This window comes from Verrucosispora sp. FIM060022, from assembly GCF_003977705.1.
Classification (GTDB): domain Bacteria; phylum Actinomycetota; class Actinomycetes; order Mycobacteriales; family Micromonosporaceae; genus Micromonospora; species Micromonospora gifhornensis.
In genome coordinates this window covers 241044-265487 of record NZ_RQIV01000006.1, presented here as the reverse complement: position 1 = coordinate 265487, position 24444 = coordinate 241044, and the positions used below count along the sequence as shown (strand labels likewise).

Annotated in this window: 30 protein-coding genes; 10 read left to right on the top strand and 20 right to left on the bottom strand. The window is 69.3% G+C overall.

Annotated features, from left to right (window positions below; translation table 11 throughout):
- The first annotated feature begins 96 nt into the window (after positions 1-96).
- Positions 97-660, top strand: a complete 564-nt coding sequence (locus EG812_RS18530; RefSeq protein ID WP_013732479.1) for a GNAT family N-acetyltransferase — start codon at positions 97-99, stop codon at positions 658-660.
- Positions 661-718: 58 nt separating this feature from the next.
- On the opposite strand, the gene EG812_RS18525 is transcribed toward EG812_RS18530, so the two are convergent.
- Entirely contained in the window at positions 719-985 is a 267-nt protein-coding gene (locus EG812_RS18525) for a metal-sensitive transcriptional regulator (RefSeq protein WP_013732478.1), read from the bottom strand.
- 167 nt (positions 986-1152) lie between these two features.
- Here EG812_RS18525 and EG812_RS18520 point away from each other — a divergent pair, with 167 nt between their 5' ends.
- From EG812_RS18520 to EG812_RS18505, 4 genes are all read left to right on the top strand, one after another.
- Positions 1153-1743, top strand: a complete 591-nt coding sequence (locus tag EG812_RS18520) for a rhodanese-like domain-containing protein (protein WP_126712290.1) — start codon at positions 1153-1155, stop codon at positions 1741-1743.
- Entirely contained in the window at positions 1740-3503 is a 1764-nt protein-coding gene (locus tag EG812_RS18515) for a SulP family inorganic anion transporter (RefSeq protein ID WP_126712289.1), read from the top strand. The genes EG812_RS18520 and EG812_RS18515 overlap by 4 nt, the downstream gene beginning before the upstream one ends.
- On the top strand, positions 3500-3925 hold the full coding sequence (locus tag EG812_RS29685) for a carbonic anhydrase (RefSeq protein WP_233579541.1): 426 nt from the start codon (positions 3500-3502) through the stop codon (positions 3923-3925). The genes EG812_RS18515 and EG812_RS29685 overlap by 4 nt, the downstream gene beginning before the upstream one ends.
- 122 nt (positions 3926-4047) lie before the next feature.
- Complete coding sequence (locus EG812_RS18505; protein ID WP_126712288.1) at positions 4048-5430, top strand: rhodanese-like domain-containing protein; 1383 nt, start codon at positions 4048-4050, stop codon at positions 5428-5430.
- 27 nt (positions 5431-5457) lie between these two features.
- On the opposite strand, the gene EG812_RS18500 is transcribed toward EG812_RS18505, so the two are convergent.
- Both EG812_RS18500 and EG812_RS18495 read right to left on the bottom strand, forming a co-directional pair.
- A complete protein-coding gene (locus tag EG812_RS18500; protein ID WP_043720160.1) occupies positions 5458-5979 on the bottom strand; it encodes a hypothetical protein in 522 nt (173 codons plus the stop codon).
- A 75-nt stretch (positions 5980-6054) separates the two neighbouring features.
- Positions 6055-6177: a 50S ribosomal protein L36 gene (locus tag EG812_RS18495; protein WP_013732472.1), complete on the bottom strand. Its 123-nt coding sequence runs from the start codon at positions 6175-6177 to the stop codon at positions 6055-6057.
- Between the two features lie 132 nt (positions 6178-6309).
- Here EG812_RS18495 and EG812_RS18490 point away from each other — a divergent pair, with 132 nt between their 5' ends.
- On the top strand, positions 6310-6726 hold the full coding sequence (locus tag EG812_RS18490) for a cold shock domain-containing protein (protein ID WP_233579540.1): 417 nt from the start codon (positions 6310-6312) through the stop codon (positions 6724-6726).
- Between the two features lie 4 nt (positions 6727-6730).
- On the opposite strand, the gene EG812_RS18485 is transcribed toward EG812_RS18490, so the two are convergent.
- From EG812_RS18485 to map, 12 genes are all read right to left on the bottom strand, one after another.
- Positions 6731-7276, bottom strand: a complete 546-nt coding sequence (locus EG812_RS18485) for a GrpB family protein (protein WP_126712286.1) — start codon at positions 7274-7276, stop codon at positions 6731-6733.
- A 57-nt stretch (positions 7277-7333) separates the two neighbouring features.
- A complete protein-coding gene (locus tag EG812_RS18480; protein WP_233579539.1) occupies positions 7334-8980 on the bottom strand; it encodes an ammonium transporter in 1647 nt (548 codons plus the stop codon).
- A gap of 27 nt (positions 8981-9007) precedes the next feature.
- Positions 9008-10033, bottom strand: coding sequence for an urea transporter (gene yut / locus EG812_RS18475; protein WP_043723534.1), 1026 nt, complete (start codon positions 10031-10033; stop codon positions 9008-9010).
- 17 nt (positions 10034-10050) lie between these two features.
- Positions 10051-10971 (bottom strand): urease accessory protein UreD, encoded by a 921-nt coding sequence (locus EG812_RS18470; protein WP_013732467.1) that lies wholly within the window; start codon positions 10969-10971, stop codon positions 10051-10053.
- On the bottom strand, positions 10968-11597 hold the full coding sequence (ureG, locus tag EG812_RS18465) for an urease accessory protein UreG (RefSeq protein WP_043720154.1): 630 nt from the start codon (positions 11595-11597) through the stop codon (positions 10968-10970). Before ureG ends, EG812_RS18470 begins: the two co-directional genes overlap by 4 nt.
- A gap of 33 nt (positions 11598-11630) precedes the next feature.
- Complete coding sequence (locus tag EG812_RS18460; RefSeq protein ID WP_232510760.1) at positions 11631-12308, bottom strand: urease accessory protein UreF; 678 nt, start codon at positions 12306-12308, stop codon at positions 11631-11633.
- 20 nt (positions 12309-12328) lie between these two features.
- Positions 12329-12892 carry an urease accessory protein UreE gene (locus tag EG812_RS18455; RefSeq protein ID WP_013732464.1) on the bottom strand — a complete coding sequence of 188 codons (564 nt, stop codon included), beginning with the start codon at positions 12890-12892 and terminating at the stop codon, positions 12329-12331.
- A 47-nt stretch (positions 12893-12939) separates the two neighbouring features.
- Complete coding sequence (locus EG812_RS18450; protein ID WP_013732463.1) at positions 12940-14658, bottom strand: urease subunit alpha; 1719 nt, start codon at positions 14656-14658, stop codon at positions 12940-12942.
- 38 nt (positions 14659-14696) lie between these two features.
- Positions 14697-15155 (bottom strand): urease subunit beta, encoded by a 459-nt coding sequence (locus EG812_RS18445; RefSeq protein WP_013732462.1) that lies wholly within the window; start codon positions 15153-15155, stop codon positions 14697-14699.
- A 32-nt stretch (positions 15156-15187) separates the two neighbouring features.
- Positions 15188-15490, bottom strand: a complete 303-nt coding sequence (locus tag EG812_RS18440; RefSeq protein WP_013732461.1) for an urease subunit gamma — start codon at positions 15488-15490, stop codon at positions 15188-15190.
- Between the two features lie 187 nt (positions 15491-15677).
- Positions 15678-17135 (bottom strand): sugar porter family MFS transporter, encoded by a 1458-nt coding sequence (locus tag EG812_RS18435; protein WP_126712285.1) that lies wholly within the window; start codon positions 17133-17135, stop codon positions 15678-15680.
- Positions 17136-17187: 52 nt separating this feature from the next.
- Positions 17188-17967 (bottom strand): type I methionyl aminopeptidase, encoded by a 780-nt coding sequence (gene map / locus EG812_RS18430; RefSeq protein WP_013732459.1) that lies wholly within the window; start codon positions 17965-17967, stop codon positions 17188-17190.
- A 72-nt stretch (positions 17968-18039) separates the two neighbouring features.
- Between map and EG812_RS18425 the strand changes: the two genes are divergently transcribed.
- Together EG812_RS18425 and EG812_RS18420 are read left to right on the top strand one after the other, a co-directional pair.
- A complete protein-coding gene (locus tag EG812_RS18425) occupies positions 18040-18306 on the top strand; it encodes a helix-turn-helix domain-containing protein (protein WP_013732458.1) in 267 nt (88 codons plus the stop codon).
- 69 nt (positions 18307-18375) lie between these two features.
- Positions 18376-18975 (top strand): hypothetical protein, encoded by a 600-nt coding sequence (locus tag EG812_RS18420; protein ID WP_126712284.1) that lies wholly within the window; start codon positions 18376-18378, stop codon positions 18973-18975.
- A gap of 81 nt (positions 18976-19056) precedes the next feature.
- On the opposite strand, the gene EG812_RS18415 is transcribed toward EG812_RS18420, so the two are convergent.
- From EG812_RS18415 to EG812_RS18400, 4 genes are all read right to left on the bottom strand, one after another.
- Positions 19057-19254, bottom strand: coding sequence for a helix-hairpin-helix domain-containing protein (locus tag EG812_RS18415; RefSeq protein ID WP_013732456.1), 198 nt, complete (start codon positions 19252-19254; stop codon positions 19057-19059).
- 36 nt (positions 19255-19290) lie between these two features.
- The gene (locus EG812_RS18410) at positions 19291-20193 is read right to left on the bottom strand and encodes an LLM class flavin-dependent oxidoreductase (RefSeq protein WP_126712283.1); all 903 of its coding nucleotides are present in this window, start codon (positions 20191-20193) and stop codon (positions 19291-19293) included.
- Positions 20190-21098, bottom strand: coding sequence for an NADP-dependent oxidoreductase (locus tag EG812_RS18405; RefSeq protein WP_126712282.1), 909 nt, complete (start codon positions 21096-21098; stop codon positions 20190-20192). The genes EG812_RS18410 and EG812_RS18405 overlap by 4 nt, the downstream gene beginning before the upstream one ends.
- 106 nt (positions 21099-21204) lie before the next feature.
- Positions 21205-22269, bottom strand: coding sequence for a bifunctional NAD(P)H-dependent oxidoreductase/GNAT family N-acetyltransferase (locus tag EG812_RS18400; protein ID WP_043720149.1), 1065 nt, complete (start codon positions 22267-22269; stop codon positions 21205-21207).
- Between the two features lie 31 nt (positions 22270-22300).
- Between EG812_RS18400 and EG812_RS18395 the strand changes: the two genes are divergently transcribed.
- Positions 22301-22771, top strand: coding sequence for a MarR family winged helix-turn-helix transcriptional regulator (locus EG812_RS18395; RefSeq protein ID WP_126712281.1), 471 nt, complete (start codon positions 22301-22303; stop codon positions 22769-22771).
- Between the two features lie 494 nt (positions 22772-23265).
- On the opposite strand, the gene EG812_RS29975 is transcribed toward EG812_RS18395, so the two are convergent.
- A complete protein-coding gene (locus EG812_RS29975) occupies positions 23266-23388 on the bottom strand; it encodes a hypothetical protein (protein WP_286047785.1) in 123 nt (40 codons plus the stop codon).
- A gap of 228 nt (positions 23389-23616) precedes the next feature.
- Here EG812_RS29975 and EG812_RS18390 point away from each other — a divergent pair, with 228 nt between their 5' ends.
- Positions 23617-24441, top strand: coding sequence for an HAD family hydrolase (locus tag EG812_RS18390; protein ID WP_126712280.1), 825 nt, complete (start codon positions 23617-23619; stop codon positions 24439-24441).
- Positions 24442-24444: the final 3 nt, after the last annotated feature.

The following is a 24444-nucleotide window of genomic DNA, read 5'->3' as shown; positions in this document are numbered from 1 at the left end:
GTCGCTCGTGGCAGGGACGGTTCTCGCGCCGGCCCTGCCAGGGTGGACGACAGCCGCCCCCACCGATGTCGGTGGGGGCGGCTACAGTGCGACCCTGTGTCGTCGACCGAGGTCCTGACCGCCACTGCGGCGGATCGTCCGCAGGTGGTAAGCGCTCTCGTCGCCGCCTTCGCGGACGACCCGGTGCTGCGTCATCTCTTCCCCGACCCGCAGGACTACCCGCGGTTGGCCGCCGTGTTCTTCGGCCATCTCTTCGACAAGCGGGTCGGGCTGGGCACGGTCTGGACGATCGGGCCGGGTGCCTCGACCGCGGTCTGGCAGCCGCCCTCCGGCGGTGATCCGACCTCGACCGACCTGCTCGAAACCCACCTGCCCGCCGACGCGCTGGCCCGCACCCGCGCCTACGACCACGCGGTGCACGCCGCCCTGCCGGCCGAGCCGTTCTGGTACCTCGGTGTGCTGGGGACCCGCCCGGACAGCGCCGGGCGCGGGCTGGGGCGGGCGGTCATGGCGGCCGGACTGCGTCGGGCCGCCGCGGACGGCCTGCCCGCGATCCTGGAGACCAGCAATCCGGCCAACGTCGAGTTCTATCGCCGGGCCGGGTGGCAGGTCGTTGGCCGGGTCGACGAGCCCCTGCCGATCTGGGTGATGCGGCAGTGATCAGCCCCACTAGCGGCTGGGCCGGCGATCGGATCGGCTGGGTCGGCGACGGGATCGGTCAGGCCAGCGACAGGAAGAGCTTCTCCATCTGGTCGAGGTTGGCCTTGCGCTCCTCGCCCGGTGCGGCGGTGACGCACTGCTGGAGACCACTGGCGATGATTTTGAATCCGGCGCGGTCCAGGGCGCGCGACACGGCGGCGAGCTGAGTCACCACCTCGGCGCAGTCCCGCCCGTCTTCGAGCATGCCGATGACGCCTCGGATCTGCCCCTCGGCGCGGCGCAGCCGCTTGATCACGTCATCGACCGCATTCTCGTCGACCTGCATGTTCCCCCCTCTCGATCGGCCCGAATCAACGATACACCCCGGGGTATAAGCCCGACCTGTGCCCATCGGTGACCTTCGTCGGTTTGCCGTCGCCGGCCGGCTCGGCCATACTCGATTCAGATACCCCCGGGGGTATCAATGCCCACGGATCACCAAGGAGCAGCCACATGAGTGCCAAGAATGCGTCACCCGCTGTCGACGTCGCCACCGCCCGTGCCCTGATCGCCAACAACCCCGACACGTTGATCGTGGACGTGCGCACACCCGGGGAATACGACAGCGCCCACGTGCCCGGCTCGATCAACCTGCCGCTGGACCAGGTCGACGCGCACCTGGGGCGGATCGTCGACGACGCCGGCGGTCGGATGCTGCTGATCTGCCAGTCCGGCGCCCGGGCCACTCAGGCGTGCACCAAGCTGGTCAACGCCGGGCTGCCCGCGGCCACCGTGGTCACCGGCGGAATGAACGCCTGGATCACCGCAGGCGGCCCGGTCGAGCGGGGCCGTGAGCGGTGGAGCCTGGAGCGCCAGGTGCGCCTGGTGGCCGGTGCCATCGTCCTGCTGTCGATCGTGATCAGCATCTGGGTGCCGGCGGCGCGGTTCGTGGCCGGGTTCATCGGGGCCGGCCTGACCTTCGCCGCGCTGACCAACACCTGCGCCATGGGCATGATGCTGACCAAGCTGCCGTACAACAGGGGTGCCGCCTGCGACGTCGACGCCTCCCTCGCCCGGCTGCGCGCACCGGGGCTGCGGGCATGAGCTCGACCTATCCGACCCAGGACCGCTCGGGCCTGGCCCGAGTGGTGCCGTTGGTGGGGTGGTTGCGCCACTATGACCGGAAGATCCTCCGGCACGACCTGGTAGCCGGTCTGACCGTGACCGTCATGTTGGTGCCGCAGAGCATGGCGTACGCCACCCTGGCCGGAATGCCACCGGTGACCGGCCTGTACGCCTCGATCGTGCCGCTGGTGGTCTACGCCCTGCTCGGCACCTCCGGCTCCCTCGCCGTCGGCCCGGTGGCCATCACCGCACTGATGACAAGCGCGGCACTGGCCGGTCGGGCCGACGGTGACCCGGCCCGGTACGCCGCGCTTGCCGCCCTGCTCGCCCTGCTGGTCGGCGGCATCCAGGTGCTGCTCGGGGTGTTGCGGCTCGGGGTGCTTGTCAACTTCATGTCGCATCCGGTGCTGTCCGGGTTCACCTCGGCGGCCGCGATCGTCATCGCCGCCAGCCAGGTCAAGGACCTGTTCGGGCTGAACATGGGCCGCGCCGAGACCTTCCCCGAGATCGTCGCGGCGCTGTGGGGCGCGGTCACCACCGCACACGGCCTGACCATCATCGTGTCGCTGGTCAGCGTCGCCGCGCTGGTGCTGCTGCGCCGGTACGCACCACGGCTGCCCGGCGCGCTGCTCGTGGTCGCCGGCGTCACCGCGGTCAGCGCCGCGTTCTCGTTCGGCGACCGAGGCGTCAAGATCCTCTCGAACGTGCCGGCGGGCCTGCCGGTACCCGCGCTGCCGACCCTGTCCGGCCAGGACGTCCAGGCGCTCCTGCCGGCGGCGATCGCCATCGCGCTGGTGGCGTACCTGGAGGGCATCGCGGTGGCCAAGACGCTCGCCGCGAAGTCCCGCCAGCAGGTCGGCCCGGACCGAGAACTGGTGGCGGTGGGCGCGGCCAACCTGTCGGCCGGGCTGTTCCAGGCGTTCCCGGTGGCCGGCGGGCTGTCCCGCAGCGCGGTCAACTTCTCCGCCGGCGCTCGTACGCCGGTGGCGACGCTGGTGACCGCGGCGATGGTGGCGGTCACCGCGCTGCTGCTGACACCTGCCTTCCACCACCTGCCCCGGGCGGTGCTCGCCGCGATCGTGGTGGTCGCCGTGCTCGGCCTGGTGGACCGCAAGGGTGCGGCCACCACCTGGCGGGTACGCCGTACCGACGGCCTGGCACTGGCCCTGACCTTCCTGGTCACCCTGCTCGTCGGGGTCGAGCCAGGGCTCGCCGCAGGCGTGGCGTTCAGCCTCGGGGTCTTCGTGTGGCGCTCCGCCCGGCCGCACACCGCCGAACTCGGCCGGGTGCCGGACACCGACCGGTACCGCAACGTGCAGCGGTTCCCCGGCCTGCTCACCGACCCACGGTTCGCGGTGGTCCGGGTCGACGGCCCGCTCTACTTCGCCAACGCCCAACGGCTGTCCGACCAGTTGCTCACCATGGCCGGACAACGGACCGGACTGGCGGCCATCGTGTTGGACGCCAGTGCGATCACCGACATCGACACCGACGGCGCGACCGCCCTGGCGGAGCTGCGCGAACGACTCGCCGGGCACGACGTGGTGCTGCACCTGGCCACCGTCCGGGGACCGGTCCGCGATCTGCTCGATCGCGCCGGCGTGTGGCGGTACGTCCGCGACGCGGGCCACGTGCACCCCGACATCCCCACCGCCCTGGCGGCGGCCGAAGGCACTCCCGTTGGGGACAGAACGACCCTCGCGGTGGTCGGTGGCGGCGCGGACCGGGAGGTGCGGTGACAGAGTCGCAGCGCTTCGCCACGATGGTCACCTGCATCGACGGGCGCATCCAGCGTCCGCTCGACGAGTGGGTACGACAACACCTCGACGTCGACTACCTCGACACGATCACGGAGCCGGGACCTGAGGCGGTGTTGGCCGCGACCGGCGAGCAGCGGCTGATCGCCGTACTGGAGAAGGTGGCGGTGTCGCAGCAGGCTCATGGCAGCGGCACGCTTGTCATCGCCGGGCACGCCGACTGCGCGGGCAATCCGGTGTCCGCCGAGGAGCATCGCGACCAGCTCCGTCGGAGCGTGGCCCGACTCGCGCGACGGTTGCCCGACACCCGGATCCTCGCGGTGCACGCCGGCCAGTGCGGGGAGCGCTGCTGGGATCCCGAACTCGTCGCGGAGGTCTCGCCCGCGCCCCGGCCACCGGTGTAGCGCGAGACACCGTACGGGTGGCGCGAAAGTTGCGTTGGTCACGACTGTCGTCCAGATACCCCCGGGGGTATACATTAGGAGGCGGTACATCCGCCGCCGTCACTGTTGAGGAGTTGGCAGAAATGCTGTTCACCCAGTACTACCTGGACTGCCTGTCCCAGGCGTCGTACCTGATCGCCGACGAGAGCACCAAGCGTGCCGTGCTTGTCGACCCGCGCCGGGACATCGAGGAATACCTCGCCGACGCCCGGGCCCGCGGCCTGACCATCGACGGGGTGATCAACACCCACTTCCACGCCGACTTCCTCGCCGGCCACCTGGAGGTGGCGGCGGCCACCGGAGCCTGGATCGGCTACGGCCACCGGGCCGAGACCGAGTACCCGATCCGCAAGCTGCGCGACGGGGAGCGGATCAGCCTCGGCGAGGTGACCCTGGAGATCATGGAAACCCCGGGCCACACCCCGGAGTCGATCAGCATCCTGGTCCACGAGCGCGCCGACGACCCGGTGCCGTACGGGGTGCTGACCGGCGACGCACTGTTCATCGGTGACGTCGGCCGCCCCGACCTGCTCGCCTCGCTCGGCGTGACCGCCGACGAGCTGGGCCGGATGCTCTACGACAGCGTCCAGCGCAAGCTGATGGGCCTGCCCGACGAGGTGCGCGTCTTCCCGGCCCACGGCGCCGGTTCCGCCTGCGGCAAGAACCTGTCCACCGAACGGCAGTCCACCATCGGTGAGCAGCGCCGCACCAACTACGCCTGCGCCCCGATGAGCGAGGAGCAGTTCGTCGCCCTGGTCACCGGCGGGCAGCCGGCCGCGCCCGGCTACTTCGCCTTCGACGCCGTGCTCAACCGCAAGGCCCGCGAGCTGTTCGACCCGCACCGGGCCGCCCGACCGCTCACCGCGGCGGAGTTCGCCCAGGCCCACGCCGAGGGCGCGGTGGTCGTCGACACCCGTGACCCGCAGGAGTTCGCCACCGGCCACCTGCGGGGTGCGATCAACATCCCGGCCGACGGACGGTTCGCCGAGACCGCCGGCAGCGTCCTCTCCCCGGAGCACCGGGTGCTGGTGGTGGCGCCGCAGGACCGCGAGGAGGAGATCGTCGTACGCCTCGCCCGGATCGGATTCGACCAGGTGCTCGGCTACCTCCGCGAGCCGGAGGCCGCCTTCCTGGAGATGATCGCCGAGATGACCCGGGCCAGCCGGGTCACCGCCACCGAGCTGCGCGAGGCGCAGGAACGCCCCGAGCCGCCCGTGGTGCTCGACGTACGCAACGCGGGCGAACGGGAGCAGGGTGCGGTCGAGGGCTCGCTGCACATCCCCCTGGCCGAGTTGACCCGCCGCCTCGACGAGGTGCCGACCGAGCGGCCGATCGTCGTGCACTGCGCCGGCGGCTACCGCTCCTCGGTCGCGGCCAGCCTGCTGCGCAGCGCCGGCCGGGTCGACGTCTCCGATCTGCTCGGCGGGTACGCCGCCTGGCAGTCGCTGCACGCCGCCGCGCGCTGAGGATGTGGTCGGTTCGGGGCCGGGTCGCTACGCCGCCCGGCCCCGACCGGCCGCCCTGCTCAGCAGCCGCGCCACGATCAGCGGCACCAGATGCAGCACGCCGACGAGCAGCAGCGCCAACGTGAGGATCTGGCCGACAGCAAGCCCGTGCAGCACCAGCACCAGGGCGGTGCAGGCGCCGGTGGACAGCAGGTGCCATCCGAGGCGTCGCACGATCGACCAGGTGGTGGGCGGTTCCGGCTGGTCGGCAGGGGTACGCAACGCACCGACCGCCGCGCCGATCGCGATCAGCACGGCCACCTGCCCGGCCCAGAGGGCGACCCGGCCGACGCCGGCGTCGTCGGTCACCGACGGTGCGACGAGGGTCGTGGCCGTGAAGACGACAAAAGCGGGCAGCGCGACGAAGATGAACGCCGTCGTCGCTGCCCGCGCGGCCCGTCCCGGCAGGCTCTGCTGCGGCTGGACCTGTTGCTCGATGCCGGCGCGCACGTCGTCGGGGGCCCAGACGAGATTGGTCGCCGGCTGCGGTTCGCGCCCCGAAGCTGACATGTCGCGAGACTAGTTCCGGCTGTCAATGTCCGGCCGTCCGATTTGCCGGGCATCGCCGAGAGCCGCCGGGCGCGATCAGCCCTGGCGACTCTTCCACTGCGGGTTGGCGCGGTTCAGCACGACCACCCGGCCCCGGCGGCGTACCACCACCGAACCCGGCTTCTGCTTCAGCGAGCGCAGGGAGCTGCGTACCTTCATGGTGTCCCTCCTCGGTTCGAATGCCTGGGGGAACGCCTCCTCGACCTGCGGGATTCCCCCGCCGCCCCCGGACCGGATAGCCTGCCGAGAGCGGGACCTGGTGAGTGTGCGTTGAGTATGGGGTGGGTAGTTGTGGCTGCAGTGGGCAAGATAATCCGGTTTGACGAGGTTCGCGGCTACGGGTTCATCGCGCCGTCCGCCGGCGGGGAGGACGTCTTCGTCCACGCCAACGACTTCGGCGAGCACCGCCACCTGGTGCGGGTCGGCCTACCTGTCGAGTTCGAGGCCGTGGACAGCGATCGTGGCCTGAAGGCCGCGTCGGTGCGGATCGTCGAGTCGGAGCCGATGGCCGTCGGCGGCGAACGGCGGCTGCGCCCGCGCGTCGAGGGCGACGAAGAGCTGTGCGACGTCCTGTCCCCCACCGAGTTCACCACCGCGGTGACGGAGGTGCTGCTGCGCTGCTCACCGTCGTTGACCGGCGCCCAGATCATCGCGGTACGGGAACGGTTCGCCGAGTTCAGCCGCGCCCACGGCTGGGTCGACGGCTGACCGGTCAGGCGTCGCTCGGTCCGGGCGTCCAACCGATCCGCTGCGCCCACCCGTCGGCACGCCGAACGATCTGCCAGACGAACGGATCCTTGGCCTGGACATACGCCTGCCGATCGTGCCGGAACTGTTGGGCGTATCGGCGCTTCACCGTGGCGTATTCGGCGGCCGCAGCTGGGTGGGCTCGCAGATAGTCGCGAAACAGCAGTGGCAGCTGCTGCGAGAAACTACCGAGCTGCCGTACGTGCACATGCGTGCGGCGACGACCCGGCGGTTCCCGGAAGTAGCGTTTCGTGCGCTCCGGATTGTCGGCTCGGTAGACGTAACCCAGCCGCTCCAGCGGCAGTCGGAAACCGTCGACCGGCTCCAACGTGAGTACGGAGATCTGGATGTCGATGACTGGCTTCGCCGCCAGGCCCGGTACGGCGGTGGAACCGATGTGGTCGATCCGCTGCGCAGCGTCGCCGAGGGCGATGCGCAGCGCACGGCCCAACTCGGTGAAGTCCACGCCCCAGGCGGGCTGGTAGTCGACGATCTCCACCGCCCCGGACATCGCTTCATGATGCCAGCGATGCACCGTCGCCGGGGCGACCAGGGCCGTCCGTGGCGGCTACCTGACCACCACCGGTGCCACGTCGGACGCCCAGACCAGGCGCGGCTCGTAGCGGGAGAGCAGGTCGACGACGGCCTGCTCGGCTTCCGCGGGCACCAGCACGTCGAGCCGTAGGCGCGCCAGCAGTGGCTGCTCCTGCCAGTAGCCGCGCGGCAGCACCTGGCGCACCGTCCCCTCGGTCGCCGCCGTGGTGTCGGAGACGGTAAGCGAGATCGCACCGGCACCGAGCAGTTCCTCGCGCAGCATCCCGCTGTCGGACACCCGGGACGGGTCGAGCAACGCGCTGACCAGCTTGACCGGATGCCCGGCCGGCACCGGGGCCGCACCGGCACCGCCCGGCCTGGGCCGTCGCTGTGGTCCGCCCGGCGCGGCCAGGCTCGTCACGCCACCCAGGTGGTAGGCGTCGGTGCCCTGCTGCGCCTGGTCGAGCCGGTCCTGGTCCTTGTCGGGCACCCGCAGGCCGATCACCGCCTGGATCCCGGCGGCGATCAACCAGGTCAGCACGAACGAGAAGGCCACCACGCTGACCACCCCGACGAGTTGGTCCCACAGCAGGCCCCCGCCACCGCCGAGGAAGAGACCGTCGCGGCCGAGCGGGTTGATGCCGTTGTCGCCGAACAGGCCGAGCAGCAGCGAGCCGAGCATGCCGCCGACGAAGTGCACCGCGAGCACGTCCAGCGCGTCGTCGAGCCGCAGCAGGTACTTCAGTCGCAGCGCGAAATGGCAGACCAGGCCGGCGATCGCACCGATCGCGACGGCGGAGAGCGTGTTGACGTACCCGGCGGTCGGGGTGACCGTCGCGAGCCCCGCGACCGCCCCCGACACCCCGCCGACCACCGTGCTGTGGCCGTCGGAGAACCTTTCCACCAGCAGCCAGACGAGCATCCCGGCGGCGGCGGCGAGGTGGGTGTTGAGCACCGCCTGGGCGGCAACCCCGTTGGCCTGGAGCCCGTCGCCGCCGTTGAAGCCGAACCAGCCGAACCAGAGGATCCCGGCGCCGAGGATGGTCAGCGGGATCGAGTTGGGCGGTGCCGCCGCGTGCGGCCAGTTCCTGCGTCGACCGACGACCAGCAGTACGGCGACGACCGCCGCGCCGGCACTGGCGTGCACGACCATCCCGCCGGCCCAGTCCTGGGTACCGAGCTTCGCCAACCAGCCACCGGGATGCCAGAGCCAGTGCGCGATCGGCGCGTAGACCACGATGGACCAGATCGCCAGGAACAGCACCCAGCCGGCGAACTTCAACCGGCCCGCGGTGGCCCCGGTGACCAGCGCGGGCGTGATCACCGCGAACATCATCTGGTACGCGACGAAGGCCAGCGCCGGAATGGTGATCCGGGCGTCGACCACGTGCAGGTGGGGTGCGGGTGGCACCTTCAGGTCGGTCAGTCCGAACAGTTCGAGGTTGCCGAACAGGCCGCTGCCGGCGTCGTCGCCGAAAGCGATGGTGTAGCCGACGAACACCCAGGTCAGGCTGACCACGCCGAGGGCGATCATGTTCTGCTGGAGCATGGCCAGGACGTTGCGGCTGCGCACCATTCCGCCGTAGAAGACGGCCAGGCCGGGCGTCATGAACAACACCAGCCCGGTGCAGACCAGCACCCAGGCGGTGTCGCCCGGATTCACGGCGACATCAGCGGACACGACCTGCCCCTTTCTGCGTACGGTCGGTCAGACCGAACGCCGGACGGACGACACGACGGTCTCTTTGACCCGCTCGTGATTGGGCACCGGCGCGAAATGCCGGTCGGGCAGCAACAGCAGCCAGGTGGCGACGTTGAACGGGCCGGTCAGCACCGGGATGCCCAGCGGGGTCAGCACGGAGGCCATCGCCATCTGGATGAACAGCGTCAACGCGATCCCGAACAGGGTGTATCCGGTCACCAACAGGCCCGGCCGATGCAGCACCGCACCCACCGCGATCGCGGTCAGCACGGCGTTGAAGCCGAACAGTCCCTTGTCGAGGCTCGTGCCGTCGGCGCCGAACCAGAGCGCGAGCAGTGTCGCGCCGACCGCGCCGACGATGGCGAAGACCGCCGACCAACGGGAGTTGATCAGCAGCGCGATGATGATCAGCAGGCCGCTGACCCAACTGTTGATCAGGAAGACCTGGGAGATTCCGCGCAGGAAGATCGGCACCAGGTCCCAGTTGAAGTGCCCGCCGGTCAGCGTCCCCTCGCCGGGGAACTTCGGCGTCAGCTGGGTCAGCACGGTGAATCTCTCGAACTGGTACGCGGCCAGCAGCAGCACCCAGGTGGTGAGCACGAACGGAAAGGTGAACGCGGTCAGACCCCACCGTTTGAACACGGCGTTGAGGGCGAGCGTCACCACCGTGGTTCCCGCGGCACCGAGCACCAGGTAGAGCCACATCAGGGGCCGTTGGTCCAGGAACGTCGGTACGGCGATGCCGGTCAGGAAGGGGCTGAAGCCGAACAGCCCCTTGCGCCAGGAGGCCCGGTCGACCTGGAGTGCCAGCGCGGTCGCGGTGCCGACGACCAGCCCGAGCACGCCACCACCGAAGATCCGGGGGTGCCCGCTGTCGAACGCCCCCCAGGCGACCGCGAGGAGGATGACCACGCCGGTCAGTGGGTTGTTCTGGAACACCACCTGCGCCGGTCCGCGAAGGCAGGCGTCGATGAACTGGACGAGCGGGTTGTGGTCGGCCAACCCGTCCCAGCGCCGCGCGATCGCCGTCACGTCGGTCTCCTGTCCGATCAGCGCCAACTGAAGGCGGGTGGGAAGGTGCAGCCGACCACCTCTTCGCGGGCGGCGGCGCAGAACGCCCGGACCGCCGCCCGGACGGGCTCGGTTTCCTGGCCGAGGACCTTGAAGACGAGACCTGCGTCGTTGGGCAGTCGGCTGACCGCGCTGGCCAGCGGGGTCTGCTCGTCCCAGACGGGGGCGGCGGTCCGTTCGTAGACGCGTGCGGCCCGGTCGGTGTCGGTCAGCAGCATGACGTTGCCGAAGACGTGGAAGCGGTCCATCATCGCGATCCGGTCGACCGGGAACTGGCCGGGCGAGATGACGAACTTCTCCACGAACAGCCCTCGCCCGTCGGGCCGCTCCGCCCGCAGCTGGGAGGAGAACAGGTCGTAGGCGAAGATTTCCCCGTCGCGGTAGTACTTGCGGCCGGGTTGGAGCACCTCGGCGTAGAGCAGGGTGGCGCTGGCCGGCAGCCGTACCCGGGTGTGCGAGACGAACCGGCTGCGCCGGAACGGGATCACCGGCTCCGGCAGGAACTCCAGGTAGGCGTCGTCGGCGAGGGTGATGTTCTGCTGCTGGGTGCCGTAGTTGGCGTCCATCTCCTGGATCTTGGTGGCGGACTGGGTGACCAGGTGCGCCTGCGCCTCGGGGCCCAGGTCGACGTCCATGGACAGCCGGTCACCCTGGAGCACCCCGCCGGAGGTGGTCAGGATCATCACGCACGGCAGCCCCGGCATCTCCTCGTCCCAGTACAGTGCCCGCTGCACCAGCAGCGGCGACTGTCGGTAGAGGTCGCGCAGGATGGTCCGGTCGCCGCGCCGTTCGAAGCCGAGCCGCAGCATCCCGACCTTGCCGTTTGCGGCGGCGGGCAGCTGAGCCGGCTGATCCTGGTACGGCGCGAGTTCCCGGACCAGATCCAGGGATGTCGTCATGCCAGCACTTCGGCGTCGAACAGCACGTTGCGACGCACCAGATCGACCAGTTCGTCAATGCCCGCACCGGTCTTGCAGTTGGTGAAGACGAACGGCTTGCCGTTGCGCATCAGCTCCGCGTCGCGGGCCATCACGTCCAGGTCGGCGTCGACGTACGGCGCCAGGTCGGTCTTGTTGATCACGAGGATGTCGGACTTGGAGATCCCCGGACCGTTCTTGCGCGGGATCTTGTCGCCGGCCGCGACGTCGATCACGTAGATGAAGTAGTCGACGAGCGCGGGGCTGAAGGTCAGGGTGAGGTTGTCGCCGCCGCTCTCGATCAGCACCACGTCGCTGTCGGGGAACTTCGCCTCCATGTCCTCCACCGCCGCCAGGTTCATGCTCGGGTCCTCGCGGACGGCGGTGTGCGGGCAGGCACCGGTCTCCACGCCGACGATGCGCTCCTCGACCAGCACCCCGGTCAACGCGCGCCGGACGTGCTTGGCGTCCTCCGTGGTGACCACGTCGTTGGTGATGACCAGGACGCGTAGTCCCTGCTCCACCAGGCGGGGCACGACGGTCTCGATGATGGCGGTCTTGCCGCTGCCCACCGGGCCACCCACGCCGATACGGCTTGCTGACTTCATCTCTGCTCGACCCTTCTCGAAGTAAGTCGCGGTTCAGCTCATGAACATGCGGACGTGCGCGTGTTGGTGTGCGGCGGCGAGGATGTCCAGATGCGGGGCGAAGCCCTGCATGTCGTCGAGGGTGGCGCCGCGGATGTCCTGGTAGTCGTCGTCGACCCGCTCGTTGACCGCGAACAGGATCGACTGCGCGTCGAGGTGGTCCACCCGCAGCAGCCGGATCGCCGCGCTCAACACCATCGACGCCGCACCGTACTGGTGGGCGGCGAAGGCGCCCTGCTCGTCGACGCCGAGTTCGGCGAAGAGCACGCCGAGTGCCACCGGATAGGTCACCGGGACGAGGCTGTCGCTCTCGCCGGCCCGCTTCTTGAGCAGGGACTCACCGATGACCCGGTTGGCCGCCTCGGCGAGCTTGCGACCCATGCGTACCGACATGGTGCGCATCTCTTCGTTGATCTTGCGAAGATGGACGGCCTCGTCCGCCCGCCGGATCTGGTCGAGGTCGCCGAGGGCCGCGCCACGGTGCCCGACGAGTACGCCGACCCCGTCGCCCGTCGCGGCGAGCCGGGTGATCGTCCGGACGTACTCCTGCAGGCTGCTCCGGTCGTGCACGGTCCCGTGCTGGACGGCCATCTCCAGACCGTTGGAGAAGGAGAAGGCGCCGACGGGAAACACCGAGTCGCCGAACTGGAGCAGCCGCAGCGCCTCGGCCATGCTGGGCACAAGAGGCTCCTTCAGTTGAGCTCGGCGGGCAGGTGCGAGTGCGGGGTGGAGTCCGCTCCGCCGAACAACCGCCGCGACTCGTGCGGGGCGAGGTAGGCGATGACCTCCGTACCGGCGATGAACTCGTGCGAGATGCCGGTGAACGAGTGGGTCCGCATCACCGAGTCCATGACCTTGCGGTCCACGGTCAGCGGCACGTACATCTTGGTGCCCTTCACCACGGCCGGCCAGTGCTGGTTGCCGATGGCGTGGCCGAGTTCCACTGCCGAGCGGATCACCATGTCCAGGGATTCGCCGTGCAGCTTGTCCAGGTGCACGACCATCACCTCGCCGAGCGCGATGCGGGCCACCACCGCCGTCGCGGTGAGTTCGTCCCAGGCGAGGATGTCGCCGTCGCGCAGGCGTACGCCCCGGGACAGGGTCAGCGCGAGTTCGGTGCCGAGGCTTGTCGCCTTGCGCAGCCGGCTCTTCTGGGCCTCCCACTGGTCGAGGACCAGGTCGTCGACCTTGGCGTTGCTCAGCCGCTCGGTCCAGTCCGGCTCGGCCACGTTGCCGAGTACCGCTTCCACGATCATGTGTCGTCCTTTCACGCGATCCGCGCCCGGGCGGTGCCGCGTACGCGTCAGCTGAAGAAGTAGAGCTGGCTCATCGGGAGGTTCTTGGCCGCCGGCACGGTCGCGTGGACGCCGTCCATCTTCACCGCGAAGGTCTCGGGGTCGACCTCGAGCTTCGGGGTCCGGTCGTTGCGCACCATGTCCCGCTTGGTCAGGTTGCGGCACTGGTAGACCGGCATGACCTGCCGTTGCAGGCCCAGCTGTTCGCCGATGCCGTTCTCGTGGGCGGCCTTGGAGACGAAGGTGACGCAGTTCTTGGCGACCTGGGTGCCGGTCGCGCCGAACGAGGGCCGGTAGTAGACCGGCTGTGGTGTGGGCAGCGAGGCGTTCGGGTCGCCCATGATCGACCAGGCGATCATGCCGCCCTTGAGCACCATCTTGGGCTTCACGCCGAAGAAGGCGGGTTCCCAGAGCACCAGGTCGGCCAGCTTGCCCGGGGTCACCGATCCGATGACGTGCGAGACGCCCTGGGTGATGGCCGGGTTGATGGTCATCTTGGCGACGTAGCGCAGCACCCGGAAGTTGTCGTTGCTTGACGAGTCCTCGGCGAGCTTGCCGCGGACGTTCTTCATCTGGCCGGCGAGCTGGATGGTGCGCAGCCAGGTCTCCCCCACCCGGCCCATGGCCTGCGAGTCGCTCTGCATCATCGAGATGACGCCCTCGTCGAGCAGCACGTCCTCGGCCGCGATGGTCTCGGTACGGATGCGGCTCTCCACGAAGGCCACGTCGGAGGGGACCTTCGGGTTGAAGTTGTGGCAGACCATGATCATGTCGTACAGCTCGGACTGGCTGTTGATGCCGTACGGCACGGTGGGCGTGGTCGAGCCGGGCAGCACGTTCATCTGACCGGCCACCTTGATGATGTCCGGCGCGTGGCCGCCACCGGCGCCCTCGGTGTGGAAGGTGTGGATGGTCCGGCCCTCGAAGGCGGCGATCGAGTCCTCGATGTAGCCGCTCTCGTTGAGGGTGTCGGTGTGGATGCTGACCTGCACGTCGTACTCGTCGGCGACCGCCAGGCACGAGCGGATCACCGCAGGCGGCGCACCCCAATCCTCGTGGATCTTGAAGCTCGGCACCCCGGCCATGATCTGCTCCACCAGCGGCGCGCGCCCACTGCTGTTGCCCTTGCCCAGCAGGCCGATGTTGATCGGCAGGGTCTCGAAGGCACGCATCATGTTGTGGATGTTCCACGGGCCCGGCGTGATGGTGACGCCGTTTGTGCTGTCGGTGGGGCCGGTGCCGCCACCCCAGAGGGTGGTCACCCCGTTGCTGAGCGCCGTCTGCACCTGGAACGGCGTGACCAGGTGGACGTGGGCGTCGATGCCGCCCGCGGTCAGGATCAGGTGTTCACCGGAGATCGCGTCGGTTCCCGGTCCGGTCACCAGAGCGGGAGTGACCCCGTCCATGATGTTCGGGTTGCCGGCCTTGCCGATCCCGGCGATCCTGCCGTCCTTGATGCCGACATCGGCTTTGATCACGCCGAGCAGCGCGTCGAGGACGGTGACATTGGTGATCACCAGGTCCAGCACCCCTTCGGCGCTGGTGGCCTGACTGCTGCTGCCCATGCCGTCGCGCAGGGTCTTGCCGCCGCCGTACATGACCTCGTCGCCCAGGACCCGCAGGTCCTTCTCGATCTCGATGTAGAGGTCGGTGTCGGCCAACCGGATCTGGTCGCCCGTGGTGGGGCCGTACATCCCGGCATATTCTTGCCGCGAAATCTGACTCATTCTCTTCCGCTCCAGGTTCCGTACGCGCTCGTCGGCGCCTACTGCTTCTTGTTGTCGCCCTGGTCCTGCGCGCTGAACTTGAAGCCGCGTGTCCTGGCGTTGTGCAGCGACTCGGCGCGATCCGGTCGGTAGTCCGGCGGCGTCGGGTCGTCGCCGGTCCAGCCCTGGACCAGGCCGTTGAACCCGTACACGCGTTGCAGACCTCCGAACGGGATCAGTTGCACGGTCTTGCGGTCACCCGGTTCGAACCGGATCGACGTGGTCGCCGGGATGTTGAGTCGTTTGCCGAAGGCGGCCGGTCGATCGAATTCGAGGTACCGGTTCGCCTCGAAGAAGTGGAAGTGGGAGCCCACCTGGATGGGCCGGTCACCGGTGTTGTGCACGACGACTTCGATCACCGGGCGGCCGGCGTTGAGCTCCAACGGCTGGTCGCTGAGCTTGTATCCACCGATCGGACGGAGATGTTTGGAGTTCGGTCCCGGATGTTGTTTCGCCATTTCTGCCTCGCTCTGTCACGAAAGGGAGCGCCTCATTGAATGGGCGAGTGGATGGTGATCAGCCGGGATCCGTCGGTGAACACCGCCTCGACCTGGAGCATCGGGATCATGTCCCCCACGCCGGGCATCACGTCGTCGGCCTTGAGCACGGTGCGCGCGTCGTTCATGACCTCTTCGACGGTCTTTCCCTCGCGGGCGCCTTCCAGGGCCGCGGCGCAGATCACCGCCACCGACTCGGGATGGTTGAGCTTCAGACCCTTCGCCCGTCGGGCATTGGCCACCATTGCCAACGAGAGGATGGTGAGCTTGTCGAACTCTCTCGGAGTGAGATGCATTTCCTGATCCTTCTCAGCAGTCGCCGGATGGCGTCGCCGGCCGGTTGGGCGGACCTGTCGGTACGGGTTCGCGCCGAGCCACCCTGCTGCCGCGTCTGGCGTTCCCGCTCATCGACCTACCGAATGCCAAGTCCGACTGTAGGACTAGTTAGACCGGTTTGCGGTAGTTTGATCCGAGAGGCAGGATTTAAGGCTTTCGGTGACCGTGCGTCCTGCCGCCGGCGGCCCACATGTCCTGGATCTGTTCCAGCGTCTTGCCCCTGGTCTCGGGCAGGTAGCGCCAGACGAACAAGAACCCGAGCGCGCACAGCCCGGCGAAGAGCGCGAACACGCCGGCCCGGCCGAGCGCGTCGAGCAGGCTCAGGAAGAACTGGGTGATCACGTACTCGGCACCCCAGTGGGTCGCCGAGGCGATGGCGACGCACCGCCCCCGGATCGGGCCGGGATAGATCTCGTTGATGATGGTCCAGGTCGCCGGGCCGATCGTCATGGCGTAGAAGGCGATGAACAGGATCACCCCGGAGAGCAGGAAGACACCTGCGTCGGGCAGCCCCGGTGTCTCGGTTCCCGACCGACCGGAGCCGAGCTTCAGGAAGCTCACACTCACCATGACCAGCGCGGCAGCCATACCCAGCAGCCCCACCAGCAGCAGCGGACGTCGGCCGACCCGGTCCAGCAGACCCACGGCCACCACGGCGAAGACGGTGTTGACGGCGCCGATCGCCCACGTCGTGGCGGACAGTTGCGCCTCGGCCGTCCGGAAGCCGGCCGCCGCGAAGATCGAGTCCGCGTAGTAGATGATGCCGTTGATGCCTGTCGTCTGCTGGAACAGCGCCAGCCCGATGCCCAGTGCCAACGGCCGCCGCCACTGCGCAGACAGCAGCTCCCGCCAGCTCGCCCGCCTGCCCCGCAGGCTCTTCTCCATGTCCTGGAGCCTGGACTGCACCTTCGCCCGAGGCACCGTACGCGCCAACGAACGCTGCGCCCGATCCCGGTCGCCCCGGCGCAGGTACCAGATCGCGGAGTCCGGTATCACGACGGTGATCAGGATCAGGGCCACGCCCAGCAGCACCGCGACGCCCAGCAGATAGCGCCACGACCCGGATCGGGTGAACAACTCGTCGGCGAGGTAGCCGATGAAGATCGCGGCGGTGATCGAGAGCTGGTAGACCGCCACCAGCCCGCCCCGGATCCGCTCGGGGGCGGCCTCGGCCGCGAACATCGGCCCGGCGACCGACGCCACCCCGATACCCACGCCGAGCACCAGCCGCGCACCGGACAGTACGGCGATGCTCGGCGCGGCAGCCTGGACGATCGTGCCGACGATGTACGTGGCGGCGGCGACCCACAGGGCGCCCCGCCGACCTACCCGGTCCGCGAGATGACCACCGACCAGCGCACCGACCAACGCGCCGATCGTCACCCAGCTCGCCGCTGCCTCGACGGCGAAGGTGTCCGCGTGGAAGGCCTGACGGATGTCGCTCAGGGTTCCGCTGATGACGCCCTGGTTGTAGCCGAAGAAGGCGCCGGAGAGCACGACGATCGCGATGATCGCCACGAGATTGCGTCTGGGGGGCTTGGTTCGACCGGCCGCGCTGTCACCCGCTGTCACGGTCACCTCTTCCGCCCGGAACCACCACCTCATCCCTTTTGTAGCAAGAATGAGAGGTTTACGGATCTGGACGGAAAAGTCCCTGTCAGTGGCCGGGCGCGGGCCGCCGGGTCAGCACCTGCGGGCCGGCCGCGGTGATGGCGACCGTGTGTTCGGAGTGGGCGGTGCGGGAGCCGTCGGCGGAGCGGATCGTCCAGCCGTCGCTGTCGTACCTGATCTTGTCGGTGGAGCGGCAGAACCAGGGCTCGATGGCCAGGGTCAGGCCGGGGTCGAGCTTCAGCCCGCGGCGGGGACGGCCGTCGTTGGCCACGTGCGGGGCCTCGTGCATGGTGCGGCCGATGCCATGTCCGCCGAACTCGGCGTTGACCCCGTAGCCGTACGCCTCGGCGACCTCGCCGATGGCGGCGGAGATGTCACCGAGGCGACCGCCGGGCTGGGCGGCGGCGATGGCGGCCTCCAGTGCGACCTCGGTGGCCTCGATCAGCCTCAGGTCGGCCGGGTCGGGGGTGCCGACGACGAAGGAGAGCGCCGAGTCGGCGACCCAACCGTCGATGCCGACCGCCATGTCGATGCTGAGCAGGTCGCCGTCGCGCAGCACGTAGTCGTGGGGCAGGCCGTGCAGCACCGCGTCGTTGACCGACAGGCACAGCACGTTGCGGAACGGCCCCCGACCGAACGAGGGAGCGTAGTCCCAGTAGCAGGATTCGGCGCCGCGTTCGGCGATGCGGCGACGGGCGTGGTGTTCGAGGTCCATCAGGTTGACACCGACTGCGGCGACAGTGCGCAACTCGGCGAGCAGTTCGCCGACGAACTGGCCGGTCACCGCCATCCGGCCGATCTCCTCGACGGACTTCAACTCGATCACGACTACCCCCCTCGATGAAGCGGTATTTTTATACCACGGCCCGTCGGGGTGCCGGCGGACTATCCTGCTGGCATGGTTCGCCAACCACTCACCGCCGAACAGATCGCGGCGGGCCAGCGCCTCGGAACGGCGCTGCGGGCCGCACGCGCCGGCCGCAGCCTCGTCGAGGTGGCCCTGGCAGCCGGCATCTCCCCCGAGACCCTGCGCAAGATCGAGGCCGGTCGCCTGCCCGCACCGGCGTTCGGCACGGTGGTCTGCCTCAGCCAGGCCCTCGACGTCCCCCTCAACGAGCTGGCGGACGTCTGGCTGGCCGACATGCCGACCCGTCAGGCGTCCTGAAACCCCGTTGAACCGGTGAGCCCGCCGGCACGTCATGCCAGAAGCTTCCCGACCCACGAAGGGACTTCGATGACCTATCCAGACCCCGGCGGCGCCAACAACGACTTCTACACCGACCCGCCACCTCCACGGACTGCTCGTGAACTGGTCGACCAGTTGGGCATCGAGGAGGCCCGGGAGTTCCTGCCCGAAGCGCAGCAACAAGCCTTTGACAACGCGAACCCGTGGACCGACATCGAAAGAGCAAACAATCGCCTCGAACAGCGTCAGGAAGAACTGGCGGCATTCGATGGTGATGTTCAGCGGCACATCACCGAACAGGGATACACCGCCGAACAGGCCCGGATCGTATACGCCCAGACGGCGGACGTACGACAGCCGCTCCAGGACGCGGTGAACCGCGCCGGGCAGAGGGCGCGTAACGCCTACAACACCTACGAGGCGAATCTCGTCAATTTCATCGAGAGTCGCCGGCTGACGCAGATAGTCGCGTACCAGTCGGGTCGGTACAGCATGCAGGATCCCCGAGTTGCGGCGGCGGCCTCACTGTCGTCGTCGGGCAACAACCGACACGACCGACGCGACCGGCGCGACCGGGACGGACGCGGCGGCGGCCGCGCTCCCCTGGGGCAGATCAGCGGTAACCAACGACACACCCCCGCCAGGTGACCGGGAGCAGGCGGTGGGACCGGGTCCCACCGCCTGCTCCGCAGGCTCGTCCGCACGTACCCGCGCACGCCTGCCCGCGCGTCACCTACCGAGAGTCAGGTTGTGCTCCTCCAGTGCGCTCTGGATGATCCCGAGTGCCTTCGGTCCCATGCCGTGCAGCTCGGCCAACTCGGCACGCGACACCCCGACGAGATCGCGCAGCGTCGCGTAGCCGGCGTTGTGCAGCGCCCGTGTCGCCGGCGCACTGATCTTCGGCAAAGTGTCGAGATCGGAATTCATGCTCTTGATCCTAAGCTGGCGGACAAAATCCGCGAATCACTCGTCACCCGGTCCTGGTAACCGGCGGCGAACCTCGGCGAGGAGATCGACCTGTGCCCGCCAGTCCGGGCCGGACAATCCGATGACCACATGGTTCGCGCCGTGGGCGGCGTACTCCGCGAGGCGTTCGGCGGCCTCGTCCGGCCCGCCGGTGATGGGAAGTTCCTCGGCGTCGCGGGCGGTGTGCCGGTACGCGCCGGCCAGCCCTGCCGCCAACTCCGCGCGGGAGGGCGTGCCCGGGGCATCGCCCAGCGCACCGGTGGCACCGATGGTCACCGTCGGCACCGGTCGGCCGGCGGCGACAGCCACCCCATCGAGCCGGGCCCGACCCTGGGCCAGTGCCGTGGGAGTGATCAGTGACGGGAACCAGCCGTCACCCAGCCGGGCCGCCCGGTCGATCGCCACGGTCGAGGCATTGCCCACCCACAGTGGCGGAACCTCGACGCCGGGCGAGAGCGTGACCACGCTTCCGTCCGGCGTGGTCACCGACTCGCCCGCCAACAGTCCGGGTAGCAGCCGCAGCGCGGTGTCGGTACGCGGGCCGCGCTCGCGGAAGGCGACACCCGCCGCCGCCCACTGGGCGGTGCCACCACCGGAGCCGACACCGAGCAGGAGGCGGTTGCCGGAGACCAGTTGCAGGCTCGCCACCTGCTTCGCGGCCCACACCAGCGGGCGGATCGCGGGAATGAAGACACTCGCGCCGATCCGGATGCGGGCGGTGGCGGTAGCGGCGACGGCCAGGGCGATCGTGCAGTCCACGGTGGGCATCCCGACGGCGAGATGATCGCCGTGCCACACGCTGTCCAGACCAGCGTCCTCCGCGTGGCGGGCGGCGGCAGCAAGGTCGAGGGAGTCTCGCCGTTGGATCGTCAGCGAGGGCAGGATCACGCCGACCTTCATCGGACCAGGACCACCTTGCCCCGGCCGTGGCCGGTCTCCACCTCCCGATGGGCGTCGGCGGCCTTCGCCATCGGATAGGTCCGACGGACAAGGAAGCGCAGGTCACCTGTGGCATAGAGGGCAGCAAGAGCGGCGAGGCGGGCAGCGGAACGCAGGTTCGGGGTGGTCCGGATGCCGAGGTCGGCAGCGCGGGCATGCTCGGTCAGGGTGAGGATCCGGGAACGGTCGGGGCACAGGGCCAGGGACGCGGTGAGCGCCTCGCCCCCGGCACCGTCGAGCACCAGATCGGCGCCGCCCGGCAACAGGCCGCGGAGACGGTCGACCAGGTCAGGGCCGTAGACCACCGGCATCGCGCCGAGGGTACGCAGATAGTCCTGGTTGGCGGTGCTGGCCGTGCCCACCACACGGGCTCCGGCCCGCAGCGCGAGTTGCACCGCCACCGCGCCGACGGCACCGGCCGCGCCGTGCACGAGCAGGGTTTCGCCGTACGCGGGCCGGATCTGTTCGAGGGCGATGTGCGCGGTCTGGGCCGCGCCGCTGAACCCTCCGGCGACCTCCCAGGGCATGGCGGCCGGCTTGGCGGTCACCTGGTCGGCGGGTACCACGATGAACTCGGCCGCGGCGTTCATGAAGCCGAAGCCCAGCACCTCGTCACCGACGGCCACGCCGTCGACCCCGTCACCAACCTGATCGACCACTCCGGTGAACTCGTTGCCCGGCACCGCGGGCAGTGGGGCCCGCGCCCAGTCGGGCGTACGTCCGGCGCGTACCGCGCAGTCGATGGGCTGCACGCCGGCCGCCCGCACGCTCACCCGGACCTGGCCGGGGCCCGCCTCCGGCGTCTCGACCTCAGCCCATTCCAGCACCTCTGGCCCGCCGACCTGCCTGAACACCACTGCCTGCATGCGTAGCCTCCCCGTGATCCGTCGCCGCCGGGGCCAGTCTCAAACCTCAACCACACGTGAGGTCAAGGATCGATCGCCGACTGGTTGCGCGCGCCGCGGCGATTCATCAGGCTGCCGGCTTGGTCAGGCAGGTGGTGCCGTCCGGGCTGGCGAGCGACACCGGCCGGTACCCCTCGCTGTGGTAGAGGTCGATGTTGCGCTGGCTCCTGGCCCCGGTGAACAGCACGATGCGGCGGCAGTCGGGATCGGCGGCGGCTTCGGCGGTCCGCAGCAGCCACCGGCCCAGCCCCTGGCCGCGCAGGTCAGGAGCGACAGCGAGCCGGCCCACGTGCCAGTCGGTGTCGACGCGGCGGGATCGCACCATGCCCAGTAGCCGGCCGTCCCGCCAGAGGCCGGTGGCGTGCCAGCTGGTCAGCCACTCGCGCACCTGCTCCGGCGACTCGTGCAGGGCCGGTATGTCCATGGTGTCGTTGGCGAGGGCCTCGTCCACCCAGCAGCACCGCTGGAGCACCGTCACCTGGCCCACGTCGTCGGCCGTCAGTCGCCTCGCGTAGGAGCCAGGCAGCGGACCGGCGCAGGATCCGACGTGCGCGCGTTCCCGCATCGGCCGCAGCGCGTGGGCGACCCGGACCAGTTCCTCCAGCAGGCCGACACCCGCCGCATGGTGGGCGGCGTCGGGCCGCAGCCGGCCGTCCTGCATGGCCGCACCGATGCGGATCGCGACGGTGGCACCCAGCGGGACCAGACGCAACGTGGTGACCACCTGCTTGGCGTGCTGGACCGCCCGGGTGCCGGCCGAGGTGTGGCCGTAGCTGACGAACCCGATCGGCTTCCAGGCCCACTCGCGACTGAGGTAGTCCAGCGCGTTCTTCAGGGTCGCCGGCATCCCGTAGTTGTACTCCGGGGTGATCGCGATGAAGGCGTCCGCCGCGTCGACGGTCTCGCTCCAGCGGCGGGTGTGCTCGTGCCGGTAGTCGCCCGACGACGGATGCCCCTCCTCGTCCAGGAACGGCAGGTTCAGGTCGCCGATGGCGACCGGTACGAGCTCGACGCCGAGCTCCGCAGCCCGTGGGGTGAGCGTTTCGATCAGCCACTGCCCGACAACCGGGCCGAGGGCACCGGGGCGGGTGCTGCACACCAGGGCAAGAACACGAATCGGTCTCGTTGACATGGAAACGAATCGTAGGTGCTAGATTGATTACATGTCAACGAAACCGGCAGCGAGGCCCCGCTGGCTGAAGCCGGACGAGGAGCGGGCGTGGCGGGCGTACCGGCGGGTGATGGTCGCCGTCTCGACCGGCACGAGCCGCGATCTCGCGGCGATCGGGCTCTCCGAACCCGACTACGAGGTGCTGAGCACCCTCTCGGAGCGCCCCGACCACACCAGTGGCCTGGGTGAGCAGGCCGACAAGATGGGCTGGTCGCGCAGCCGACTCTCCCGGCACGCCACCCGGATGGAAGCTCGCGGTCTGCTGCGGCGTACCCCCGACCCGAACGACGGTCGCGGCTGCCTCCTCACCCTCACCGCGCAGGGTCTGACCGCACTCGAAGACGCCGCACCGACCCACGTCGAGTCGGTACGACGTCATTTCATCGACCGACTCGACCCGGAAGACCTCAGTGCCATCGAACGGATCGCCCGAAAGCTGGAAGAACGCACAGCCGACAGCTGATCGGGCGCGGCGAGAATGACATTCCCGTGGCAGGGAATGATGAACGCCGGAACCAGTCATCTTTTCGGATTAAATGCCACTTGCCGATAAGCCTCACGGCCATTCGGCAGACCGCGGAGATCGAATTCCACGAGCCCTGCAAGCAGATCGAGGCGCCTAGCCGGCAGCGAGTATCAGCAGCTCCAGAGCATGATGCTGCCGGCTAGGACTGCTCGGTGCGTCAGCAACAAGAGCAATTCCTTGTCGCTGACACCGGTTCACTGACCGTCAGACCGCGTTGGCCACTCCACGAACGTCACCCTTCACCGTGATCACCTCCTAGAATTAGGGACCGCGTGATAGTGAATCAGCGTACGCGCATGCCTTCACGATCGACACACGCAGCACGAGTTCTTTTCTCAGTCCGTCAAGGGCACATCAGTTCCCCTTGCCAACAACCGAGCACAGAACAGCAGGTAACGCGCTGAATGGTCGCGCTCGTCAATATCGGCGCGTTACAGTCCGAACTGGACACTGCTGCGGACGTGTTCTCCGGAGTCGGCGACCGGTTGCGCGTACGCCCGCCGGGCGGTCACCCGCTCCCCCGGTCGCATGTTGCTCTCAACACCTGCTGCCACCCGAGCACTCTCCCGCCATGAGCGACTCAAGGTCGCAGCAACCTCCGCGCCACCGCGCCGCTCCGATTCGACGACTGCCAGTTCACCCTCTGCGCAACGACGATCGCCTGGCCACACCAGCCCGCCGTCGTCGATTACCACGCCACCGAGGGCCGCGATCAGCTCATCGCCTGGGACCCGTCCCTGTAACAACGATGTCAATTGTCCTGCGTACGCCAGGATGGTGGCATGCTGCGATCGCCTCGTGCGCTTCTGCTGGACTTCGGTGGCGTCCTGGCCGACGCTCCGCGACAGTCACCGGCTCCATCGGACCTGGTCCGGCGGCTGTCCGACCTGGTCGGCGACACCGTGTCGGTCGAGCAGATCACCACCGACCTGACCGAGGGCGGCAGGGCGTACGCCCGGTGGCGCGACGACAGCGGCCACCTCGACGATCCGATCGAGCTGCCCCACGCCCGGGTGTGGGCGGACTTCGTCACCCACTCCTGGCCCGCGCCGGCCCGCACGGCGGTCGAGGACGCGGCGACCCCGCTGGCGTACGCCTGGGCCTGGCGACCGGATTGGCAGGTCCGACCCGGGATCCCGGAGGCGCTGCACGCCGCGGCGGCTGCGGGTCTGCCGATGGCCGTGGTCAGCAACGCGCTCTGCGGGGCCGCACATCGCGATTTCCTCGCGACCGCCGGATTGTCCGACCTGTTCGCCGCCGAGTTCTACAGCGACGAAGCCGGACTCCGTAAACCCAACCCGCGGCTGGCCTGGTCGGCCGCCGACGCCATCGGCGTACCGATCGGAGAGTGCTGGTTCATCGGCGACACTGTGCACCGCGACGTTGCCTGCGCCCGACGAGCCGGTGCCGGTGCCGCGATCCTCATGCGCTCACCTCGCACCGACCACGAACCACCGCACCCCCAGTTGCGACCCGACGCCCGCATCGACGACGGCCACGGCCTGGTCACCCTGCTTCACCAGAACCGGGGCACGGTAGAGGGTCGGCCCGAACGTGACGATGGTCTGCTCGGCCGCGCCTCCGCGCAGACACCTCGGCGAGGTTAACCA

Excerpts from the sequence above, each read along its gene's own strand:
- EG812_RS18525 (WP_013732478.1), bottom strand. The coding sequence starts at position 985 with ATGCAGGTCGACGAGAATGCGGTCGATGACGTGATCAAGCGGCTGCGC.
- EG812_RS18520 (WP_126712290.1), top strand. The coding sequence starts at position 1,153 with ATGAGTGCCAAGAATGCGTCACCCGCTGTCGACGTCGCCACCGCCCGT.
- EG812_RS18515 (WP_126712289.1), top strand. The coding sequence starts at position 1,740 with ATGAGCTCGACCTATCCGACCCAGGACCGCTCGGGCCTGGCCCGAGTG.
- EG812_RS18505 (WP_126712288.1), top strand. The coding sequence starts at position 4,048 with ATGCTGTTCACCCAGTACTACCTGGACTGCCTGTCCCAGGCGTCGTAC.
- EG812_RS18500 (WP_043720160.1), bottom strand. The coding sequence starts at position 5,979 with ATGTCAGCTTCGGGGCGCGAACCGCAGCCGGCGACCAATCTCGTCTGG.
- EG812_RS18495 (WP_013732472.1), bottom strand. The coding sequence starts at position 6,177 with ATGAAGGTACGCAGCTCCCTGCGCTCGCTGAAGCAGAAGCCGGGTTCG.
- EG812_RS18485 (WP_126712286.1), bottom strand. The coding sequence starts at position 7,276 with ATGTCCGGGGCGGTGGAGATCGTCGACTACCAGCCCGCCTGGGGCGTG.
- EG812_RS18470 (WP_013732467.1), bottom strand. The coding sequence starts at position 10,971 with ATGACGACATCCCTGGATCTGGTCCGGGAACTCGCGCCGTACCAGGAT.
- ureG (WP_043720154.1), bottom strand. The coding sequence starts at position 11,597 with ATGAAGTCAGCAAGCCGTATCGGCGTGGGTGGCCCGGTGGGCAGCGGC.
- EG812_RS18460 (WP_232510760.1), bottom strand. The coding sequence starts at position 12,308 with ATGGCCGAGGCGCTGCGGCTGCTCCAGTTCGGCGACTCGGTGTTTCCC.
- EG812_RS18455 (WP_013732464.1), bottom strand. The coding sequence starts at position 12,892 with ATGATCGTGGAAGCGGTACTCGGCAACGTGGCCGAGCCGGACTGGACC.
- EG812_RS18450 (WP_013732463.1), bottom strand. The coding sequence starts at position 14,658 with ATGAGTCAGATTTCGCGGCAAGAATATGCCGGGATGTACGGCCCCACC.
- EG812_RS18445 (WP_013732462.1), bottom strand. The coding sequence starts at position 15,155 with ATGGCGAAACAACATCCGGGACCGAACTCCAAACATCTCCGTCCGATC.
- EG812_RS18440 (WP_013732461.1), bottom strand. The coding sequence starts at position 15,490 with ATGCATCTCACTCCGAGAGAGTTCGACAAGCTCACCATCCTCTCGTTG.
- EG812_RS18435 (WP_126712285.1), bottom strand. The coding sequence starts at position 17,135 with ATGAGGTGGTGGTTCCGGGCGGAAGAGGTGACCGTGACAGCGGGTGAC.
- EG812_RS18425 (WP_013732458.1), top strand. The coding sequence starts at position 18,040 with ATGGTTCGCCAACCACTCACCGCCGAACAGATCGCGGCGGGCCAGCGC.
- EG812_RS18420 (WP_126712284.1), top strand. The coding sequence starts at position 18,376 with ATGACCTATCCAGACCCCGGCGGCGCCAACAACGACTTCTACACCGAC.
- EG812_RS18415 (WP_013732456.1), bottom strand. The coding sequence starts at position 19,254 with ATGAATTCCGATCTCGACACTTTGCCGAAGATCAGTGCGCCGGCGACA.
- EG812_RS18410 (WP_126712283.1), bottom strand. The coding sequence starts at position 20,193 with ATGAAGGTCGGCGTGATCCTGCCCTCGCTGACGATCCAACGGCGAGAC.
- EG812_RS18405 (WP_126712282.1), bottom strand. The coding sequence starts at position 21,098 with ATGCAGGCAGTGGTGTTCAGGCAGGTCGGCGGGCCAGAGGTGCTGGAA.
- EG812_RS18400 (WP_043720149.1), bottom strand. The coding sequence starts at position 22,269 with ATGTCAACGAGACCGATTCGTGTTCTTGCCCTGGTGTGCAGCACCCGC.
- EG812_RS18395 (WP_126712281.1), top strand. The coding sequence starts at position 22,301 with ATGTCAACGAAACCGGCAGCGAGGCCCCGCTGGCTGAAGCCGGACGAG.
- EG812_RS18390 (WP_126712280.1), top strand. The coding sequence starts at position 23,617 with ATGCTGCGATCGCCTCGTGCGCTTCTGCTGGACTTCGGTGGCGTCCTG.